Source organism: Knoellia pratensis (assembly GCF_042666395.1).
GTDB lineage: Bacteria > Actinomycetota > Actinomycetes > Actinomycetales > Dermatophilaceae > Knoellia > Knoellia pratensis.
This window is the reverse complement of sequence record NZ_JBHTDJ010000004.1, coordinates 631,674-651,856: the sequence shown is the minus strand read 5'-3', so window position 1 is coordinate 651,856 and position 20,183 is coordinate 631,674. Positions and strand designations below refer to the sequence as shown.

Below are 20,183 nucleotides of genomic sequence, written 5' to 3'. Positions count from 1 at the left end.
GGTCAGGTCAGGAGATCGTCCACCGCTGGAGCGCTGATCCGGAGTCGGCCTGTTGGGTCACGAGCGCCCCGTCGGAACTTGACGTCGTGGTGACGAGGAGCCCGCTCGAGGCTGACTTGACCGTGTGGGTGCCGTCGGCCTGCAGTTGCGCGTTCCACTTCTGGTTGGCACTGCCCGTGCAGGTCCACTGGATGATCCGGGCTCCGGCGGACAGCGATCCTCCGTCCACATCCATGCAGAGTCCGGACTCAACGTTGGTGACGGTGTAGGAACCGTCGGCGTTGGCCACGAACTGCCACTTCTGGTTCGCACCGGACGTCGCCGTCCAGGTGATCAGCTGCCTACCGGGTGTCGTGCTGTGGTCCGGGTTGTCCAGTGCCTTGCCACCGCTGACCAGCGTGCGGGTACCGGCCAGGCTCGGTGGGCCCGACGTCCCGACCGCAGTGAGGGACAACGTCTGCTCCGCGCCCGTGCGCCCGGAGCCGACGGAGCTGCCGCTGGTGTCGTTCCAGAAGCGGGCAGGAGTTGTTTCGGCGAGTCGTGCGGTCAACGAGGACAGACCGATGACCAGCCCGCTGTAGCGGTTGACGATGCGGTAGCTGCCGCTCACGGTGCCGTCACTGGAGGACGCGCCAGGGATGACCCACCACTGCTGGCCGACTGCCGGGCCACCTGCGGGGGCAGCGGTGACCGTGGGCCTGGTCCCCCAGGCCCTGGAGGTCGACGAGGTCGACGCCACGCCGAGGAGGCCACCGCTCGTGGTGTTCGAGATGCGGTAGGACCCGTCGCCGTTGGCCGCGAATGCCCAGGTGGCTCGACCGTTGTCAGTCGCGACCGAGGTGGTCGCGCTGGTTGCGGTCTCCTGCGCCAGCAGTCGTCCGCCCGCCGCGATGCGGTATGCCTTCGTCGTGTCGACGGGGGAGGCAGGAGCGGTCGTGTCGATGGAGAGGTTGACGTACTCGCTCGACGTCCCGCCGGAGCAGCCGAAGGAGCAGTAGATGCGGAAGTCCTTGCCGACGATGCCTGAGCTCGTCTTGTTGACCGAGTCGACGAACCACCGGTACCAGGACGCGGTCCGGTAGGCCGCGCCCGTGGTGCCGATGAGTTTCCACTTCTGGGTGGTGAGGTTGTCGGTGGCGTAGAACTCCTGAGGGGCGTTGCCGCTCTGGTCGACGTTCTGGGGTTCACCGATGTACAGGCCGAGGTGAGCATTCCAGGTGATGTCCATGACGAACAGGGGTGAGGTCGCCGGTGTCGTGCCCGCAGCCACCTGCTGAGCGGTCGTGCCCGGGTTGGCCGGGTTGTACTCCTTGGCGGTCGGCGTGTAGCCGGTTGTGTTGGTGGTCGTCACCGGCACGAGGTTGCTCTCCCTTCCGCCCACCCCGGCCTGCGACCAAGCGCCGCCATACCACTTCTGCCAAGAACCCTTGGCCAGCTTGCCGGAGATCGGCGCCCGTGCGACGTGGGAGTAGAAGGCTTTCCAGCTGCCGCCCTTGTCGACGATGCGTGAGCCGTAGTAGACGTAGAAATAGCCCGACGCGGTGTCGACGAACAGTCGAGGGTCCCCGTCGCCGTAGTCATAGGTCTGCTGTGGGAATGCCGTCGTGTCGCCACGCTTGGTGCTGTAGGGCGACGTGATGACGTGTTCCTTGATGGTCCAGGTCTTGCCCTGGTCGGTGGACACGGCGTTGTCGATGGAGTCGTAGTGCAGCCCATCACTGAACGGTTGCGGCGTGAACTCGTTGTGCACGAGGCCGTGCCAGTTGCCGGTGTCGGGATCGACCCACACGCCAGCGAGGTCGCAGTAGTTGCGCTGCGAGTAGCCGGACCCGCTGGGCGCATAGGTGGACTCGAGGCCTGTGGGGCTGTTGTTGCACCGCCACGTGGTGTCGCCGTTGCTGTCATTGGTGTTGGCGGGGTTGACGGAGGTGCTGATGCTCGACTTGGTGGCGGTGTCGATGTTGGTGCCGGAGAAGAAGGACCAGGTCCGCCCATCGTTCGGGCCGTAGAGGGCGTGCGCCTGCTGGAACCAGAAGGTGCCGTCCTTGTCGAGGTACATTCCGGCGGGGGTGTCGTCGGGTGTCGTCCAGCCTCCCTTGGCGCCGACGTTCACGGTGAAGACGGGGTCGGCGGCGGCGGCGGTGGGGCCTGCGGCGGCGCTGATGGCGGTGGCGGCCAGGGCTGCCGTGAGCGCGACAGCTGAGGTTCTGAGCAAGAGGACCATGCGAACTTCCTTGTCCGACGGTGGGTTATTGGTTCGGTCACTGTCCTAATTCTTGACGCTTCTGTCAAGGGGCAGGGAGACCTCTTCACCGCCTGAAGATCAGTTCTGTTTGTCCGATGAACTAATTGTGCTCCGCAGTCAGCGTGCTGCGAGCTGGTTGAGTAGCTCGAGTTGGCGCACCCACGCCTCTGAGTCCGGGTCGATGACGACGAAATGGTCGCCTTCGACCTCGACCACCGAGGCGTCCGCACCGGCGGTCGTTGCAGCGGTGACGTAGGCGAGGGACTGGCTCGGTGGGACGATGTCGTCCGCGCGGCCGTGGATGCAGCGGACCGGCACGTCGAGCGGGAGCTGCTGCTGCGGGTCGTAGGCGATGTCCGCGTCGGTGGGTGCATGTCCGAGTAGTGCCTCGACCGCCCCGCCGCCGAGGTTCTCGTCGTGCGCTGCCCTCAGGCCGAGGACTCCAGCTTGGGAGAGCGCCCCGGTCACAGGAATTTTGGCGTCCCGCCACGGCGTCTGGAGCTGACGTCCCGCAGCCCACACGGCGAGGTGTCCGCCGGCCGAATGTCCCAGGGTGAGCGTCGTGCTCGTGTCGACGTCCGTGATGTCGGCGAGCTTGTCGATGGCCGCGTGGACGTCGTCAAACGTGGAGGGAGTGCCGCCACCGTCGCCCACCCGGCGGTACTCGATGTTCCACGCCGTCCAGCCGTGCTCGGCCAGCGATGTGGCGAGGGGACGACCGAGGTCGAGGTCGTAGGCCGACTTCCAGAACCCGCCATGGATGACCACGACGACACCTTTGCTCGTGCCAGTGGGCATGGTCAGCTCCCCGAACTGACTCGGGTCGCTGCCATAGGTGATCCGCATCGGGGCATCTCCATCGGTGGTCGAATCGGGTCCTGGCAGGTCACACGCCGCGAGGGGAAGGGCGGCAGCCGCGGCAATGACCAACCTCCGAGTGAGCACCCACGCACCCTATGCCGCCCGCTCGCCTCGGCGTGGTTGTTGACGTTCGATCCTTGCCGGCGCGTGGTGGGCTGTCGGTGCCTCGTGGTGGACTGTTCAAGGGCTTTCGGACTCGTGCGTCCTTTTGGTCAAAGATGGCGAATTCGCTTACAGCAGAACCGAATTCACCTGTGGATAGGTTACCATCGAAACCCTGTTCGGGTAGAATCGAGGCATGGAACTCGACACTGCATTCGCCACCTTGAAGGCCGCCACGGCCTCGATGGTCGAGGCGCTGCGCGAGGCCAACCTGACCGAACTGTCACGCGAGCAGCTGGTGTCCGTCGTCGAGGCGGTGCACCGCACGAGCAACACCATGGCGGGCGTGCAGACCGTTGCCGTCGCGCACCTGGCCGCGGTGGAGGACAAACGTCGATGTGCACGGTGCCTGGGCCGAGCAGCACCGCGGGTTGGGTCACCTGTCGTTGGATGCGCCCGGGCTGAGCGCGCCGGTGTTGGGGATCAGTGCGCAGGCAGCTTCGACGTTGGTCGAGTTGGCGGTGCACCAAGTGAGCAGGACCCCGCGCCTGGTGGGGGCGATGTTGTCGGGTGACCTGGATCCGTGGCGGGCCAGGGTGGTGACCACCGAGGTCGAGATCATCCCCAAGGACACCGATGACGCCACGACCCACCACGACACCACGCCGGAGGCTGCCTCCGACCCCAAGAGCGACCGCGCGGCCGCCGACACGGCTGGCGACACGGCTGGCGACACGGCTGGCGACGCGCCCGATGACCACGACCACGACCAGAACCAGAACCAAACCCAGAGCCACTACCAGGGCGATGGCGCGGGTGGCGCTGAGGACATCGTGGATGCCCTGTTCGAGCACTATGTGGCGCGTGATCGTGGATGGCACGAGACCGCTGGCCCGCTGCGGGGTCGGGTGCGGCGAATGGTCGCGCGGGCTCACCCCGACCTGGTCGAGAAGGAAGCGGCCGAAGCGCGCGAGGGACGGTCGGTGCGGCGTTCTCCAGCGACGTTGGGTACCGACCATTGGGCGGCCGACCTGCCGGTGGAGGTGTCGTTGCCGATGTGGCAGGCCGTGAAGCACTCGCCCAGCAGTTGAAGGCCGCGGATTCGTCCCTGAAAGTCGACCAGGCCCGCGCCGACGCGCTCGCCCAGTTGGTGTTGCAGCAGGCGGACATCACGGTTCACCTGCATGGCACCGTCCCGGACGACACCACTGAACCGGCAGGCAGCGAGCAGGACACCACCGCGGCCACCGCGCCCCCGCCTGCCAGCGCGAACATGTCCACCGCGGCGGCCAAGCACGCCACGCCAGCCGCCGAGACCAAGGCTGCGAGTCGGTTGACGGAGGTCGGTGGGTTGGGTTCGACGCAACCGACGTTGCTCGACGTGGTCCGGCTCGCCGCAGCGCGTGGTGTGACGGTGGTGCCGTCAACGTCGTTGACCTGCCACCCTGACACGGGCGCGATCATCAGGGGGGTCGTGCCCGCCTCGTTGGCGCGGTTGGTACGCAAGGACGCCGCCCGGCGCAGCGACAAGTACGTCGTCCCCACCGACATGGCTCGCCTGGTGCGGTTGCGCGATGGGCGGTGCCGGTTCCCGAACTGTCTGGTTCCCGCGAGCAAGACCGACCAGGACCACGTCATCGCCTGGCCGATCGGCGAAACCATCCCGATCAACCTCATGTGTCTGTGCCGGCGCCATCACGGGGTCAAGCAACGTCGGGGCTGGAAGGTCCGACTCGACCCCGACGGGATCGTGCACTGGACCGACCCCACGGGCAGGGTCACCACGACCTATCCGATCAACCACCTCGACCGCGTCACCGTCCCCGTCGGGTCAGCCACGTCGGAAAGCAACGAAGGCTCTGTCGCGCGCGCGTTCGACGACATCGTCCGTACCCAACTGCGCGACCTCGGCGCCATCCCGACCGTGTTCGAGGACCACCTCTGGCGCGCCCTCGAAACCACTCACCGCGGCTCCACCCTCGGGTGCATGGCTCCCACGGCCCGACCGGGCCAGGCCGCTGTGACGTGGTGGCACCCCGCTGATGTCCTCACGCTGGACCTCGCAGCCACCTCTCAGGGACCCGCTCGTGAACCGATCAGCGAGGACCCACCCTTCTGAGGATGACCAGCGGAGGGCGGGCCCACTCCGGTGGTCAGGATTCATCTCATGTGCGAAGCCATGAGTGCCGCGTGGTGCGGAGGGCGGGCCCACTCCGGTGGTCAGGATTCATCTCATGTGCGAAGCCATGAGTGCCGCGTGGTGCGGAGGGCGGGCCCACTCCGGTGGTCAGGATTCATCTCATGTGCGAAGCCATGAGAGAATTCTGACCAGCGGAGGGGAGTATCCCCAGCGCGGTTTCCTCGTCATCACGGCTCGCCTCAGCGCGAGCCCGGGGAGCCGGTCCAGCCTTCACGGGCGGGAGAGACCTCCGGGCCATGTCCCCAACCCTCGAAAGGTTGTCCGCGTTGCATTCCCTCACAACCCTCACTGCGGCGACACCGTCCATGAACGTCGCCACGTGGCAGTGGCTCCTCACGATCGGGATCGCCGTCGCGGTCCTGCTCTTCGACGTGATCATGATTGCCAGGAATCCGCACCGCCCGGCCACCAAAGAGCTCGTCATGGCCCTCTCGTTCTATGTGGGCGCCGCTGTCCTGTTCGGTGTCTGGGTCTGGGTGAGCCACGGCAGCCAGCTGGCCGGTGAGTTCTATGCGGGGTGGCTCACCGAGTACTCCTTGTCGGTCGACAATCTCTTCATCTTCCTGCTGATCATGGCGAAGTTCGCCGTCCCCGAGAAGTTCCAGCAGACCGCCCTCATGTGGGGCATCATCATCGCGATCGTCCTGCGCGGAATCTTCATCTGGCTGGGCGCGGCCGCGATCAACAACTTCTCGTGGGTCTTCTACATCTTCGGCGCCTTCCTCATCTACACCGCGATCAAGCTCGCGACGGAGGGTGAGAGCGACGACGAGGAGTACGAAGAGAACCGCTTCATGAAGTGGGTCGAGAACACGCTCCCGTCGACCAAGGAGTGGAGCAGCAAGCTGTTCTCCAAGGAGAACGCGAAGCGCGTCGTCACGCCCCTCTTCATCGTCGTCCTGGCCCTTGGTACGACCGACCTGCTCTTCGCACTCGACTCGATTCCGGCGATCTACGGCCTCACCAAGGAGCCGTACCTCGTCCTCACGGCCAACCTCTTCGCCCTGATGGGTCTGCGCCAGCTGTACTTCCTGCTGGGTGGCCTGTTGCAGAAGCTCGTCTACCTCAGCCTGGGTCTCTCGGTGCTGCTGGCCTTCATCGGCGTCAAGCTGATCCTGCACGCGCTCCACGAGAACGAGCTGCCGTTCATCAACGGTGGCGAGCACATCAAGGTCCCGGAGATCCCGATCGCGGTCTCGCTTGGCGCGATCGTCGTCATCCTCGGTGTCACGACGGTGGCCAGCCTCTGGAAGACCAAGCGCGACGCCAAGGCGGAGATCAACGCCTGAGCCGCACACACGGCATACGCCGCTCGAAAACGTCTAGGACCCCGTCGATTCGGCGGGGTCCTTGCGCGCTCCCGTCCCGAGGACGATCGCGGAGGCGAGCACGACGAGAGCCATCCCGAGCAGTTGCTGGACGCTGAGGCTCTGGCGCAGGACGAGGAAGCCGGCGAGGGCTGCCACGGCGGGTTCGAGTGAGAGCAGGATCCCGAAGACCTTCGATGACAGCCTGCGCAGCGCGACGAGCTCGAGGGAGTAGGGAATCACGGACGAGAGCACCGCGATCCCGAGTCCCTGGATGAGCACCACACGGTCCCATTCGGGCACCGAACCCACGCCGACGGGCAGGACGACGACGCTGGCGATGCACAGTGCGATGGCGAGCCCCTGGAGCTGGGGGAAGTCGGCTCCGGTTCGGCGTGAGAAGACGATGTATGCCGCCCAGCAGACTCCGGTGAGCAGCCCCAGTCCCAGCCCGCGCCATTCGAGGTCGGCGAGCGGGACTTCGAGAGCGCGTGACACGAGGACGACACCTGCCCCGGCGCAGAGCACGGCGACGGCATCCCCGGAGCGCCGCGAGAGGACGGCCGCCAGGGCGAGCGGACCGATGAACTCCACCGTCACGGCGACACCGATGGGCAGGTACGCGAGCGAACTGTAGAAGAAGAAGTTCATTGCGCCGAGGATGAGTCCGAACGTGAGGACTGTCGTGCGCGCACCGCGGGAATGCCCGCGCAGAGAAGGGCGGGCGACGACGACCATGATCACGGCGGCCAGGAGGAGTCGCAGCAGGACCGAGCCACCTGCCCCGATGCGAGGGACGAGGAGCGCCGCGAGCGTCGCGCCGAACTGAACCGAGAAGATGCCACAGAGGACGAGGGCGGGCGCTGGGACCGCGGAGACTCTGGGCACGCGTCAGCGTAACTCGACCGGCAGGAGCTCCTCGGGAACGTTCTGGTAGCTGACCGGACGGAGGAAGCGGGCGATCGCGAGGGTGCCGACGGAGGTGGTCGCCGGTGCGGAGGTCGCCGGCCACGGGCCGCCGTGGACCATCGCCGAAGCGACCTCGACACCGGTCGGCCAGCCGCCCCAGAGAAGGCGGCCGGCTCGATCCTCGAGGACGTCGAGCAACAACCGCGCGGTGTCGTGGTCGCTCTCGGCGCCATGAACGGTGGCGGTCAGTTGCCCCTCGATCTCGGCGAGCGCCTCGAGAAGGACGTCCACGGACGGGTATCGCACGACAAGACCAGCCGGGCCAAAAACTTCGGCCGACAGGTCGGCCTCGCGGCGGAAGACCTCGAGGTCGGTCGAAACGAGAGACGGCGTGGCGCTCGCCCCTGTGAGTGAGCCGGTCGTCAGCGCCTCGACGCCGTCGATCTCGCGCCACGCGTCGACGCCCACGGCGCACGCCTCGGCGATCGCCGTCGTGAGCATCGCCTGCGGGGGCACCTCCGACAGCGCGCGAACCGAGGACGTGACGAACTGGTCTCCGGCTGCCCCCTCGGGGACGAAGACGAGGCCGGGGTTCGTGCAGTACTGGCCGGCATCCTTCGTCAGCGATTCGGCGTATTCAGCGGCGAGCTGGCTGGGTGTCTCGAGGGCCCCGGGGAGGATGACGACCGGGTTGACCGACGACATCTCGGCGTAGACGGGAACGGGAACGTCGCGACCTTGCGCGGCGTGGACGAGCGCGAGTCCAGCGCGCCGGGACCCGGTGAAGCCCACGGCACGGACCCGCGGGTCGGCGACGAGGGCCTGACCGACCTCCGCGCCGCCGTGTACGAGCGCGAAGACACCCTCGGGCACGCCGCTCTTCTCGGCCGCCCGCTGCACGGCCCCGGCAACGAGCTCGGAAACGCCGGGGTGGGCGGGATGGGCCTTGACGATCACGGGGCAACCGGCTGCGAGCGCCGAGGCGGTGTCGCCGCCGGCGACCGAGAAGGCGAGCGGGAAGTTGCTTGCGCCGAAGACCGCGACCGGGCCGACGGGGACGTGGACGAGCCGCAGATCCGAGCGGGGCAGGGGCGCGCGATCAGGGAGGGCGGGGTCGTGGCGCCGACCGAGGAAGTCGCCATCGCGCACGACGCCGGCGAACAGACGCAGCTGCCCGATCGTCCGGCCGCGCTCACCCGTGGCCCGAGCCGGCGACAGGGCCGTCTCGGCGACGACGCGCTCGGTGAGGCTGTCTCCGAGGGCGTCGATCTCGTCGGCGACCGCCTCGAGGAATTGCGCGCGCACCTCGCGAGGCAGTGCCCGGTATGCCGGCGCGGCCTGCGACGCGGCCAGGCAGGCGTCTTCGACCTGCTCAGGACCGGAGTCATGGAATGCACCGGGCAGTGCCGCCCCGGTTGCGGGGTCGACGGCGTGGAAGGCCGGACCAGTGCCCGGCGTCCAGCGGCCACGGAGAAGGGTCGCTCCGGTGAGGTTCATGACAGGCTCCAAGAGTTGCGGGTCTGAGGACTCGAGGGTAACAGTGCCATGTAACATTGCACTATGCGAGGAGAGCTCCGGTGAGGGTTGTCGTGGTCGGCGCCGGGATCATTGGCGCCTGCGTCGCCCGGGCTGCCATTGTCGCGGGTTGTGACGTCGTCGTCCTGGACCGCGACCAGGCCGGATCCGGCACGACGAGCCGCGGGGAGGGCAACGTCCTCGTCTCGGACAAACCGCCGGGGCCCGAGCTCGACCTCGCACTGAGGAGTCGGCGTCGGTGGGATGACCTCGGTGACGAGCTGGGCCGGGAGGCGCTCGAGCTGGAGTCCAAGGGTGGGCTCGTCGTCGCCACGTCCGTGCCGGTTCTCGGCACCCTGGCCCGGTTTGCCGACGAGCAGCGAAGGTGCGGCGTCATCGTCGAGGATGTGGCCCGTCCCGTCGAGGTCGAGCCGCTCATCACTCCCGGTGCGGTCGGTGGGCAGTGGTACCCGCAAGACGCCCAGGTCCAGCCGGTCCTCGCCACGGTTGCCGTTCTCGCGGACGCAGCGCGGCGAGGTGCCGAGTACCGCCCCGGGACGGACGTCCTGTCCGCACGGTCAGACACACGTGGCGCGATCAAGGGTGTGGTGACGACCTCGGGTGAGGTCATCGACGCCGACGCCGTGGTCAACTGTGCCGGGACCTGGGGCGGAGAGGTCGGGAGGAGGCTCGGCGGTCCCGTGCCCGTCCTGCCGCGAAAGGGCTTTGTCCTCGTCACTGAGCCGCTGCCTCCCTCAGTGCGCCACAAGGTGTACTCCGCCGACTATGTCGCCAACGTCGCGGCGTCGAGCGAGGGACTTGAGACCTCCTGCGTCGTCGAGGCGACCCGGGCCGGGACCATCCTCATTGGCGCGAGCCGCGAACGCGTCGGTTTCGACGCGTCGATGAGTCCGTCAACCGTTCAGCGGCTCGCCGCCCAGGCCGTGGCACTCTTTCCCTTCCTGGCCGGGGTCCAGTTGCTCCGCGTCTACCGGGGCTTCCGTCCATACTGTCCCGACCACCAGCCGGTCATAGGCCCGGATCCGCGAGTGCCCGGCCTCTTCCACGCCTGCGGGCACGAGGGCGCCGGAATCGGCCTGGCGCCGGCCACCGGCGATCTGATTGCGGCGCACCTCACGGGCCGCGACCCGCTGGCCGTGGCAGGCGTCGACCCTGCCCCCTTCCTGCCCGAGCGCCTGCTGGGCACTGACATGGAGGCGTCATGAGCTCGGCGAGCTTCACCTTTGACGGAACCGAGATCGTCTTCGTCGCGGGACAGACCGTCGGGGCCGCACTCGTTGCTGACGGGAGACCGTCGTGGCGAACGACCCGCGGCAACGGCGCTCCACGGGGGCTCTTTTGTGGCATCGGCGTCTGCTTCGACTGCCTCGTCACCGTCGGGGCACGGCCCAACGAACGCGCGTGCCTCGTCCTTGCTGAGCGCGGCCTCGCTGTGACGACCCAGGACGGCACCGGACATGTCCGCTGACCGGCCCACCGACCGGCCCGCCGGCCTGGTCGACCTTGTGGTCCTTGGCGCGGGGCCAGCAGGGCTCACTGCTGCCGACATTGCGGCGACCGGCGGCCTGACGGTCGCCCTCGTCGACTCCGGTCACGCGCTTGGCGGCCAGTTCTGGCGACATCCTCCTTCGGGCTCCGAGATCTCGGGCACCGAACGCTTCCACCACGACCTCACGGCATACCGACGCCTGGTCGCGAACCTCGAGAGGCATGCCGCCTCCGGACGCCTCGTCCTCCGTCTCGGCCACCACGCCTGGACCGCAGCCGTCGTCGATGAGGGTGTGGAACTCCACCTCGTCGACCGCCGTCGGGTGGGGGAGGAGCAGGCCGTGGTCGTGCGAGGACGTCGGCTCCTCGTGGCCACGGGCGCACATGACCTTCAACTGCCCTTCCCTGGTTGGGACCTGCCGGGTGTGTTCACTGCAGGTGGTCTTCAGGCACTGCTCAAGGGCAGTGGCGTCGCAGGCGGCCGGCGCGTGGTCGTTGCCGGAACGGGGCCGTTCCTTCTTCCTGTGGCTGTCGGCCTCGCGGACGCGAAGGCTCGAGTGGTCGGGGTGCACGAGGCCAACGACCCGAGGCGGTGGTTGAGCCACGCCACCTCGCTCGCCCGACTCCCCGGGAAGGCTGTCGAAGGTGCCGGGTATGCCGCGTCCCTCCTGAAGCATCGGATCCCTGTCCACGTGCGTTCGGCCGTCGTGGCCGCTCACGGAGACGACCGGGTCGAGGCGGTCACCGTGGCGCGGCTCGACCGTACGGGTGTCGTCGTCGAAGGGACGCAGAGGCAGATCGTCGTCGACGCTGTGGGGGTGGGTTGGGGGTTCACTCCGCAGCTTGACCTTGCCGTGACGTTGGGGTGCCAGCTCGCGAGCTCGGAGGACGGCAACTGCGTGGTGGCCGTGGACGAGTGGCAGCGGACGTCGGTGTCGGGAGTCCTTGCCGCCGGTGAAACCTGTGGGGTCGGGGGAGCCGTTCTGGCCGCGCTCGAGGGTCGACTCGCCGCCGAGGGACTGCTGCGCGACGTGGGCTCACGCAGCACGTCCTCGGAAGGGGAGCTGCGCCGAGTGCGCCGAGCGGTGACACGCCACCGGGCCTTCGCCCGGGCGATGCGAATGGCGCACCCGGTGCCATCCGGCTGGGCGTCGTGGCTCGACTCGGGCACGACGGTGTGCCGGTGCGAGGAGGTCACAGCCGGGGCCGTCGCTGACGTCGTCGACGCTGGCGCTCGCGACGGACGCCAGGTCAAGCAGCTCACCAGGGCCGGCATGGGTTGGTGCCAGGGGAGGATCTGCGGGTTCGCGATCGAGTGCCTGGCCCGCGGCTCCGTTCCGGGTGTGGCGGACCCCGCGGTGGCGGCCGAGCGCCTCGTCGCCGCCCCCGTATTGCTCGGGACCTTGGCTGCGCCGACGACGAATGATCCTCCCGACGGCCAGCCTTCGAGATCCAGTGCAATGTAATATTGCACTGATGGTCCATTCCGTTCTACTCTCGTTCCACACAACCTGACGTTCGACCGGCCAGGAGGCCCGCATGTCCCAGACCGAGAGCCGCAAGCCGTGGCACGGTGTGCTCGTCGCAACGAGTCTGCAGTTCACGGACGACCTGGAGGTCGACTACGCGGCCTACGGCGACAACGTCGCATGGCTCGCAGAGCAGGGCCTTCACGGTGTCGCTCCGAACGGGTCGCTGGGGGAGTACCAGTCCCTCACGACCGAGGAGCGCGACCAGGTCGTCGTGACCGCCGTCGCCAATGCTCCCGAGGGTTTCACCGTCATGCCGGGAGTGGGCGCCTACGGCGGCCGGGAGTCTCGTCGTCACGCCCAGTTCGCCCGGGATGCCGGCTGTCAGGCCGTCATGGCCCTCCCGCCGAACGCCTACCGGACCGACGAACGGTCCGTCCTCCAGCACTTCGAGCTCGTTGCCTCGGCCGGTCTGCCCGTCACGGCCTACAACAACCCCATCGACACCAAGACCGACCTCACGCCCCAGCTGCTGGCCAAGATCCACGCCGAGGGCTTCATCGTGGGCGTCAAGGAGTTCAGTGGCGACGTCCGCCGGTGCTATGAGATCGCCGAACTTGCCCCCGGTCTCGACCTCATGATCGGGACCGACGACACCGTGCTCGAGGTGGCCATCGCCGGGGCCAAGGGGTGGGTGGCGGGCTACCCGCAGGTCTTCCCGCAGGCGACGCTGGCGCTCTACGAGGCCGCCCTCGCCGGCGATCTTGAGACTGCCGTCCCCCTCTACCGCCAGCTCCACCCCGTGATGCGCTGGGACTCCAAGACCGAGTTCGTCCAGGCGATCAAGCTCGGCCAGGACATGATCGGCCGCCGCGGCGGCATCTGCCGCCCGCCGCGCCAGCCCCTTGCCCCCGAGCAGAACGCGGTCGTGCGAGGCGTGACCCAGGAGCTCATCGATGCTGGGGTGAAGTGACCCCATGCGCTCGAACGTCGTCTTTCACGCCGTCGACTCCCACACCGAGGGGATGCCGACACGGGTGGTTGTCGGGGGTGTAGGGGTGCTGCCGGGCGCGACGATGTTCGAACGCCGGGAGCGGTTCATCGCCGAGCGCGATCATGTCCGAACCCTCCTCATGCGCGAACCCCGAGGGCACGCCGCCATGAGTGGCGCCATCCTCCAGCCCCCCACGCGGCCCGATGCCGACTTCGGGGTCCTCTTCATCGAGGTGTCCGGGTGCCTGCCGATGTGCGGACACGGGACGATGGGGGTGGCCACGGTGCTCGTCGAGACGGGCATGGTCGAGGTGACCGAACCGGAGACGGTCATTCGCCTCGACACGCCGGCCGGGCTCGTCACCGCCAGGGTCGCCGTTGTCGACGGGCGCGCTGAGTCGGTCACCCTGGAGAACGTCGCGTCCTATGCACACGCCCTGGACCAGGTGGTCGTGGTGCCCGGCCACGGTGAGGTCCGTTACGACATCGCCTACGGCGGGAACTTCTATGCCGTGGTCTCCTTGGATGACCTGGGTATTGCCTTCGAGCGGTCGCAGGGCCAGCGGATGCTCGACGCCGGGTTGGCCATCATGGATGCCATCAACGAGCAGAACCCCGTGACCCACCCGGAGAACCCGGCGATCAACGTCTGCCACCACGTGTACCTCGAGGCGCCCACGTCCACTTCCGCGCACTCGCAGCACGCCATGGCCATCCACCCGGGGTGGTTCGACCGATCCCCGTGCGGCACGGGGACCAGCGCACGGATGGCCCAGCTCCACGCTCGTGGGGTGCTCGGGCTGGGGGAGGACTTCGTCAACGAGTCCTTCATCGGTTCTCGCTTTGTGGGCCGCATCCTGCGGGAAACGACGGTCGGCGACCGACCCGGCATCATCCCGCAGGTGACCGGTCGGGCCTGGATCACAGGCACGGCCCAGTACACGCTCGATCCGACTGATCCCTATCCCGCCGGTTTCGTCGTCTGACGATCCGGCCCCCAGACCGGGTCGGCACCCGACCGGTGCCCGGCCCCGTCCCCCCTCACCACCACTCGAGCGGGGACACCCCAACGCCAAGTTGGCTGCTATGTCACACAGCGCTGTGTGACTCCTCGGAGACTCCAGCGCCGCACATGAACGGCCGGGACGCCCGTCCCGGCCGCATCACCGGCCGGCCTCCGGCCAGGAAGCGGGATCTTGCCATGAGCACATTCCACCGTCGTGCGGCCGTCGGTGCGGCCGCCCTGTCCATCGCCCTCACCCTGGGCGCCTGCGGGGGCGGCCTCAAGGAGGGCAGTTCCTCCGCCGACTCCGACTCGGGCACGAAGGGCGACATCAAACTCGGCATGCTCACGCCCATCAGCGGCAGCTCTGCGGCGATCGGGCCGTACATGAAGAACGGTGCTCAACTCGCCGTGGACGAGATCAACGCCGCTGGCGGCGTCGATGGGCGCAAGCTGTCTCTCACCGTCGAGGACGAGGCGTGTGACCCGAAGACGGCTGCTGCCGGTGCCGCCAAACTTGTCACGGCGCGCGTGGACATCTCCGTCGGTGGGTACTGCTCATCGGCGACGCTGCCCACCCTCAGCATCTTCGGCAAGGCCGGCGTCCCCATGCTCATCCCTGCGGCAAACTCCGCCGACCTCCTCAAGGCCAAGCTCAACAACGTCTTCCTCGTCAACGGCACCGGCGTGCAGCAGGCACAGGCCGCGAGCGACTTCATCAAGAGCAAGGGCGCCAAGGCGGTCGCTCTTCTTGACGACAACACCTCCTACTCCAAGGACATCACCACCCGGACGGCTGACAACCTCAAGGGAACGGGCGCCAGCGTCGCCAACAAGCAGTCAGTGACGGCGGGCGAGTCCGACTACTCGGGCACGGTCACGGCGGTCCTGCGCTCGAAGGCGGACTTCGTCTACTGGACCGGCTACTACCAAGAGGGTGGCCTGCTCATCAAGCAGCTGCGCAGCGCCGGGTACAAGGGCGACCTCATGGTCGCCGACGGTGCAGTGGACAAGAAGCTCGTCGAGATCGCGGGCGAGGCCAACGCCCAAGGCGTCTTCGCGACGATGACCCAGACCCCGTCGACGATCCCCGGCGGGGCGGAGTGGATCGGAAAGTACACCAAGGCCTTCGGAAGCGACCCCGGCCCCTACTCGACGCAGGCCTACGACGCTGTCCGGATCGCGGCTCAGGCCGTCAAGGAGGCCGACGGCTCGACGAAGGGCGCTGACGTCATCAAGGCCCTGGAGGACATGGACGGCTTCCAGATCTTCTCCGGGAAGCTCAAGTTCACTCCCGAGCACACCCTGGCTGAAGGTGGCTTCGACATCCTCGTCGTCAAGGGAACAGATTTCGCCCTCAATTCCTGACCGGTGGGGCCAGGCGGCGTCCGTCACGTGACCGGGCGCCGCCACCCCCGCATCCACTGACACCCTCGACGGAAGGAGCAAGATGGACTACGTGCTGCAGCTCGTGCTCAACGGGCTGTTCGTCGGTACCTTCTATGCGCTCGTTGCCCTCGGCTACTCGATGGTCTACGGGATCATCAAGCTGCTCAACTTCGCCCACGGCGACATCTACATGCTCGGCGCGTTCGTCGGGTTCACCCTGCTCACGGTGGGGTCGGGCGCGCTCGCAGGCGGGGCCGGCATCGTCGCGCTCGTCGTCGTCATGGTGTTGGCCATGATCGCGACCGGGCTGGTTGGCCTCGTCCTCGAGCGTGTCGCCTACCGGCCGTTGCGCAGCGCCCCACGGCTCTCGGTCCTCATCACGGCGGTTGGGGCGAGCTTCGCCCTCGAGTACGGGGTCGCCGTGACCTACGGGCCCAGCCCCCGGGCGTACCCCGTCACCATTGGAGGCGGCGCGTTCGACTTCCTCGGGGCGCGAGTGACCTATGCCCAGCTCGTGATGATGGCGATCGCCGTCGCCCTGATGCTCGCCCTCGACGCCCTCGTCCGGCGCACGCGTTCTGGCAGGGCAATGCGCGCCATCTCACAGGACCCGCGCGCCTGCCTGCTCATGGGCGTGAACGTCGACCAGGTCATCTCGCGGACCTTCTTCATCGGCTCCGCACTCGCCGGTGCGGCCGGGGTCATGGCCGGGGCCTACTACGGGAAGATTGACTTCCTCATGGGGTTCATCATCGGTCTCAAGGCGTTCACCGCCGCGGTGATCGGTGGCATCGGCAACATTCGGGGCGCTGTGCTCGGTGCGCTCGTCCTTGGTCTCCTCGAATCCTTCGGCACGGCCTGGCTCGGCAGCCAGTGGCGCGACGTGTTCGCCTTCGCCTTTCTCATCCTCTTCCTCACCGTCAAGCCGACAGGCTTGCTCGGTGAGCGAGTTACGGAGCGTGTGTGATGACCGACCCGTCCCTGTCCAGCGAGCCCACGCGAACTCGGCACTCACCAGATGAGGCGAGCGCCTACGTCCGCGCGGTCGAGGAGAAGCAGCCGGCCAATGTCGCCCCTGCGGGGAACGGCCTCGCCCCTGCGGGGGCCGGCCGCGCGTCCGCCACGAAGGGTCGCGGCCCGAACGCCGCCTCGCGGGCCGTCTCGAGCCCGTGGTTCGCGGCCGCCATCGTCGTCCTCGCCGTTTCTCTGCCCTTCGTCAACGCCGACGCCTACACGCTCCGGATCGCCACGGATGCACTCATTTTCGTCATGCTCGCGGTCGGGCTCAACATTGTGGTCGGCTACTGCGGCCTTCTCGATCTCGGATACGCAGCCTTCTTTGCCATCGGGGCCTATACCTCCGGGCTGCTCTCGACGACCTTCGGCTGGCCGATCATCGCCACCGTCCCCGCCGTCGTCCTCATGGCCGTCGTCGGGGGGATCGTCATCGGGGCTCCCACGTTGCGCCTTCGGAGCGACTACCTCGCGATCGTGACGCTGGGGTTCGGCGAGATCATCCGGATCACCGCGAACAACCTCGACGTCACCGGAGGACCGAATGGGATCTTCGGCATCCCCGGGTTCGGCGAGTTCGGCTACCGCGCCGACGTGGTCGTCTACTGGGTCACGGCGATCGTCGTGTCGCTTGCCGTCATCGCGTCCTCCCGCCTCGGGCGGGGTCGCCTCGGACGCGCTTGGCGTTTCGTGCGCGAGGACGAGGACGCGGCCGAGGCGATGGGCATCCACACCTACAAGGTGAAGTTCGCTGCCTACGTCACCGGGGCGATCTTCGGCGGGCTCGCGGGAGTCCTGTTCGCGGTCCATCAGACCGCAATCTCGCCGCCGAGCTTCAACTTCCTCTGGTCCGCCCTCATCCTGATGGCCGTCGTCCTCGGCGGGATGGGATCAACACCGGGGGTTGTCGTGGGCGCCCTGGTGATCTCGCTGCTGCCCGAGCTCCTGCGTGGGGCCGAGAACTGGCGCTACCTCGTCTTTGGCGTCCTGCTCATCGTGGTCATGCTCTTCCGGCCGCAGGGCATCTGGCCGCACTCCCCGACGGAGCCGGCGAGCGCCGCTCGGCAACCGCAGAGCCCGGACGCGGAGGTGGCACGGTGACTGCCGTCCTTGAGTGCCGGGACCTCCATGTCGCCTTCGGTGGCGTGCGAGCCGTCGACGGGCTGACCTTTGACGTTCACGAGGGAGAAGTCCTGTCGGTCATCGGGCCCAACGGTGCCGGCAAGACGAGCGCCTTCAACTGTGTCACTGGCTTCTATCGGCCCACGTCGGGTTCGGTGCGGTTCCGGGGCAAGGACATCACCGGGCACCGTCCGGCGAACATCGCCGCAGCAGGCATCGCCCGGACCTTCCAGAACCTCCGGCTCTTCGGCGACCTCACGGTCCTCGACAATGTCCGCGCCGGGATGCACGTCCGGTTGCGGCAGAGCGCCTTCGACGCAATTTTGCGCACTCCGCGCTACCGCCGATCAGAGCAGGAGGCCACTGACGAGTCGCACCGCTGGCTGGACTTCGTCGGGGTGCGTTCCGACCGCACGAGCCAGGTCCGCAATCTTCCCTACGGGGAGCAGCGCCGGGTGGAGATCGCCCGGGCCCTCGCCCGGGAACCGCAGATGCTGCTCCTCGACGAGCCGGCCGCAGGGCTCAACCACGGCGAGAAGGAGGAGCTCCTCGCGCTCCTGCGACGGATCAGCGACCTCGGGACGGCCGTTGTCCTCATCGAGCACGACATGGGGCTTGTCATGGAGGTGTCCCAGCGCATCGTCGTCGTCAGCTACGGCAAGGAGATCGCGGAAGGCAGCCCGGCGCAGATCCGAACCGACCCGGCCGTCATCGAGGCCTATCTCGGGGCCGAGGATCCGGATGCGCGGAGCGAGGCAGAGCAGATCGCTGCTGAGCAGGCGCACGAGATTGCCGCGGAGGAGGAGCGATGAACAACATCCTTGAGGTGGCCGACCTCGACGTGGCCTACGGCAAGGTCCAGGCCCTCAGCGGGGTGAGTCTCACGGTCAGAGAAGGCGAGATCGTCTCGCTGCTGGGCAACAACGGCGCTGGGAAGTCGACGACAGTGGCGACGATCTCCGGTCTCGTGCGAGCCCAGCGCGGCACGGTGACCGCCTTCGGGCGGGACATCACCCGGGCCACGCCGTGGTCCATCGTCGAGAAGGGTCTCATCCACGTGCCCGAGGGACGCCGGATCTTCTCGCGACTCACCGTGCACGAGAACCTCCTGATAGGCGGCTACAGCATCAGGGACAAGGCGCTGATCGACACCCGGATCCGGCAGGTCTACGACCTCCTGCCGCGGCTGGCCGACCGCCGAGGACAACAGGGCGGGACCCTGTCCGGCGGGGAACAGCAGATGCTCGCCATCGGCCGAGCCATGATCGCCGGACCGCAGCTGTTGATGCTCGACGAGCCGACCATGGGGCTCGCGCCGCTGGTCGTTGCACAGGTGATGGAGACGATCACCGAGATCAACCGGGCCGGGGCGTCGGTGCTTCTCATCGAGCAGAACGCGCGGGCGGCGCTCAAGGTTGCACACCGCGGCTACGTCCTTGATTCCGGCCGGGTCACCCTGTCCGGAACGGCTGCCGACCTGGCCAACGACCCGCAGGTCGTTGCGGCCTACCTGGGCAAGTGAGGTCGGTGGAGAGCCATCGCACCGTTGACTACCACACAGGTGGCGAGCCCTTCCGCATCGTCACCGACGCCCTGCCCGAGCTGCGCGGTCGCACCGTCGCGGACCGACGGGGGTCCGCGATCGACGACCCAGCGACCCAGCGGCTCCGAGAACTCCTCTGCAGTGAGCCACGTGGGCACGCCGACATGTACGGCGGGTTCATCACTGCACCCGATGACGAGGGTGCCCACCTGGGAGTTCTCTTCTGGCACAAGGACGGTTTCTCCACGGCGTGCGGGCACGGCACGATCGCCCTCGGGGTGTGGGCCGTCGACACCGGTCTCGTCGAACGCCGGGAGGACGGGGAGACCGAGGTCGTCATCGACGTGCCCTCCGGACGGGTCCGCGCTCGCGTCCGGTTCGTGGCCGGCGAGGTTGCCGACGTCACCTTCGTGAGCGTGCCCTCATGGGTGCACGCGCGCGGCCTCACGGTGCCCACCTCGCGCGGGCCCGTCACCGTCGACATCGCCTTCGGCGGAGCGATGTATGCCGTCCTCCCGGCTGCCGATGTCGGTCTCGACGTCGTTCCTGCGGACGTCAACGCTCTCATCGCCATCGGTCGCGAGATCCGTGACGGCCTCAACGCCATCGACGCAGCACGCCACCCAAGCAACGTTCGCCTGTCCGGGATCTACGGGACGATCTTCACGGCACCCGGCGCCTCCGGGGACCAGCTCCACCAGCGAAACTGCACAATTTTCGCTGACGGTCAGGTCGACCGCTCACCCTGCGGCTCGGGGACCGCCGCGCGTGTTGCGCTGCTCGCCGACTCCGGAGAGCTCGCGCCGGGACAGGTGTTGCGACACGAATCCGTCGTGGGTTCCGTGTTTCTGGCCCGGGTGGTCGATCATGGGGTTGTCGATGGGCGGCCCGTTGTCGTGCCCGAGGTGACCGGCACCGCATACCGGACCGGCACGAGCGAGTTCACCGTCGACACCCGTGACCCCATGACCCCCGGTTTCGTGCTTCGCTGAGTGCCCCGGA

Annotated in this window: 19 protein-coding genes; 15 read left to right on the top strand and 4 right to left on the bottom strand. The window is 68.0% G+C overall.

The genetic code is table 11. From position 1 onward, the window contains the following. Positions 1–7: 7 nt before the first annotated feature. Together ACFQRE_RS19350 and ACFQRE_RS19345 are read right to left on the bottom strand one after the other, a co-directional pair. Positions 8–2,224 carry an RICIN domain-containing protein gene (locus ACFQRE_RS19350; RefSeq protein ID WP_380125600.1) on the bottom strand — a complete coding sequence of 739 codons (2,217 nt, stop codon included), beginning with the start codon at positions 2,222–2,224 and terminating at the stop codon, positions 8–10. 138 nt (positions 2,225–2,362) lie between these two features. Continuing rightward, positions 2,363–3,190, bottom strand: coding sequence for an alpha/beta hydrolase family protein (locus ACFQRE_RS19345; protein ID WP_380125598.1), 828 nt, complete (start codon positions 3,188–3,190; stop codon positions 2,363–2,365). Between the two features lie 214 nt (positions 3,191–3,404). Here ACFQRE_RS19345 and ACFQRE_RS19340 point away from each other — a divergent pair, with 214 nt between their 5' ends. From ACFQRE_RS19340 to ACFQRE_RS19325, 4 genes are all read left to right on the top strand, one after another. Further along, positions 3,405–3,782: a hypothetical protein gene (locus ACFQRE_RS19340; RefSeq protein ID WP_380125596.1), complete on the top strand. Its 378-nt coding sequence runs from the start codon at positions 3,405–3,407 to the stop codon at positions 3,780–3,782. Next, positions 3,739–4,299, top strand: a complete 561-nt coding sequence (locus tag ACFQRE_RS19335; RefSeq protein ID WP_380125594.1) for a hypothetical protein — start codon at positions 3,739–3,741, stop codon at positions 4,297–4,299. Before ACFQRE_RS19340 ends, ACFQRE_RS19335 begins: the two co-directional genes overlap by 44 nt. Next, the gene (locus ACFQRE_RS19330; protein ID WP_380125592.1) at positions 4,266–5,327 is read left to right on the top strand and encodes an HNH endonuclease signature motif containing protein; all 1,062 of its coding nucleotides are present in this window, start codon (positions 4,266–4,268) and stop codon (positions 5,325–5,327) included. The genes ACFQRE_RS19335 and ACFQRE_RS19330 overlap by 34 nt, the downstream gene beginning before the upstream one ends. Before the next feature lie 386 nt (positions 5,328–5,713). Next, a complete protein-coding gene (locus ACFQRE_RS19325; RefSeq protein ID WP_380125869.1) occupies positions 5,714–6,697 on the top strand; it encodes a TerC family protein in 984 nt (327 codons plus the stop codon). Positions 6,698–6,730: 33 nt separating this feature from the next. Here ACFQRE_RS19325 and ACFQRE_RS19320 read toward each other — a convergent pair whose 3' ends face one another. Together ACFQRE_RS19320 and ACFQRE_RS19315 are read right to left on the bottom strand one after the other, a co-directional pair. Then, positions 6,731–7,603 carry an EamA family transporter gene (locus ACFQRE_RS19320; protein WP_380125590.1) on the bottom strand — a complete coding sequence of 291 codons (873 nt, stop codon included), beginning with the start codon at positions 7,601–7,603 and terminating at the stop codon, positions 6,731–6,733. 3 nt (positions 7,604–7,606) lie between these two features. Further along, positions 7,607–9,121, bottom strand: coding sequence for an aldehyde dehydrogenase (NADP(+)) (locus ACFQRE_RS19315; RefSeq protein ID WP_380125588.1), 1,515 nt, complete (start codon positions 9,119–9,121; stop codon positions 7,607–7,609). 80 nt (positions 9,122–9,201) lie between these two features. Here ACFQRE_RS19315 and ACFQRE_RS19310 point away from each other — a divergent pair, with 80 nt between their 5' ends. The 11 genes from ACFQRE_RS19310 to ACFQRE_RS19260 all read left to right on the top strand — a co-directional run bounded on the left by ACFQRE_RS19310 (position 9,202) and on the right by ACFQRE_RS19260 (position 20,173). Next, the gene (locus ACFQRE_RS19310; protein ID WP_380125586.1) at positions 9,202–10,365 is read left to right on the top strand and encodes an NAD(P)/FAD-dependent oxidoreductase; all 1,164 of its coding nucleotides are present in this window, start codon (positions 9,202–9,204) and stop codon (positions 10,363–10,365) included. Next, positions 10,362–10,628, top strand: coding sequence for a (2Fe-2S)-binding protein (locus ACFQRE_RS19305; RefSeq protein WP_380125584.1), 267 nt, complete (start codon positions 10,362–10,364; stop codon positions 10,626–10,628). Before ACFQRE_RS19310 ends, ACFQRE_RS19305 begins: the two co-directional genes overlap by 4 nt. After that, positions 10,618–12,114 (top strand): FAD-dependent oxidoreductase, encoded by a 1,497-nt coding sequence (locus tag ACFQRE_RS19300; protein WP_380125582.1) that lies wholly within the window; start codon positions 10,618–10,620, stop codon positions 12,112–12,114. Before ACFQRE_RS19305 ends, ACFQRE_RS19300 begins: the two co-directional genes overlap by 11 nt. A gap of 73 nt (positions 12,115–12,187) precedes the next feature. Then, positions 12,188–13,090, top strand: a complete 903-nt coding sequence (locus ACFQRE_RS19295) for a dihydrodipicolinate synthase family protein (protein WP_380125580.1) — start codon at positions 12,188–12,190, stop codon at positions 13,088–13,090. Between the two features lie 4 nt (positions 13,091–13,094). Next, entirely contained in the window at positions 13,095–14,096 is a 1,002-nt protein-coding gene (locus ACFQRE_RS19290; protein ID WP_380125578.1) for a proline racemase family protein, read from the top strand. A 215-nt stretch (positions 14,097–14,311) separates the two neighbouring features. Continuing rightward, positions 14,312–15,481 (top strand): branched-chain amino acid ABC transporter substrate-binding protein, encoded by a 1,170-nt coding sequence (locus tag ACFQRE_RS19285; RefSeq protein WP_380125576.1) that lies wholly within the window; start codon positions 14,312–14,314, stop codon positions 15,479–15,481. Positions 15,482–15,563: 82 nt separating this feature from the next. Beyond that, positions 15,564–16,469: a branched-chain amino acid ABC transporter permease gene (locus ACFQRE_RS19280; RefSeq protein ID WP_380125574.1), complete on the top strand. Its 906-nt coding sequence runs from the start codon at positions 15,564–15,566 to the stop codon at positions 16,467–16,469. Then, positions 16,469–17,617, top strand: a complete 1,149-nt coding sequence (locus tag ACFQRE_RS19275) for a branched-chain amino acid ABC transporter permease (protein WP_380125572.1) — start codon at positions 16,469–16,471, stop codon at positions 17,615–17,617. Before ACFQRE_RS19280 ends, ACFQRE_RS19275 begins: the two co-directional genes overlap by 1 nt. Then, the gene (locus tag ACFQRE_RS19270; protein ID WP_380125570.1) at positions 17,614–18,450 is read left to right on the top strand and encodes an ABC transporter ATP-binding protein; all 837 of its coding nucleotides are present in this window, start codon (positions 17,614–17,616) and stop codon (positions 18,448–18,450) included. The genes ACFQRE_RS19275 and ACFQRE_RS19270 overlap by 4 nt, the downstream gene beginning before the upstream one ends. Beyond that, entirely contained in the window at positions 18,447–19,160 is a 714-nt protein-coding gene (locus tag ACFQRE_RS19265; protein WP_380125568.1) for an ABC transporter ATP-binding protein, read from the top strand. The genes ACFQRE_RS19270 and ACFQRE_RS19265 overlap by 4 nt, the downstream gene beginning before the upstream one ends. Before the next feature lie 5 nt (positions 19,161–19,165). Then, positions 19,166–20,173 (top strand): proline racemase family protein, encoded by a 1,008-nt coding sequence (locus ACFQRE_RS19260; RefSeq protein ID WP_380125566.1) that lies wholly within the window; start codon positions 19,166–19,168, stop codon positions 20,171–20,173. Positions 20,174–20,183 lie beyond the last annotated feature (10 nt).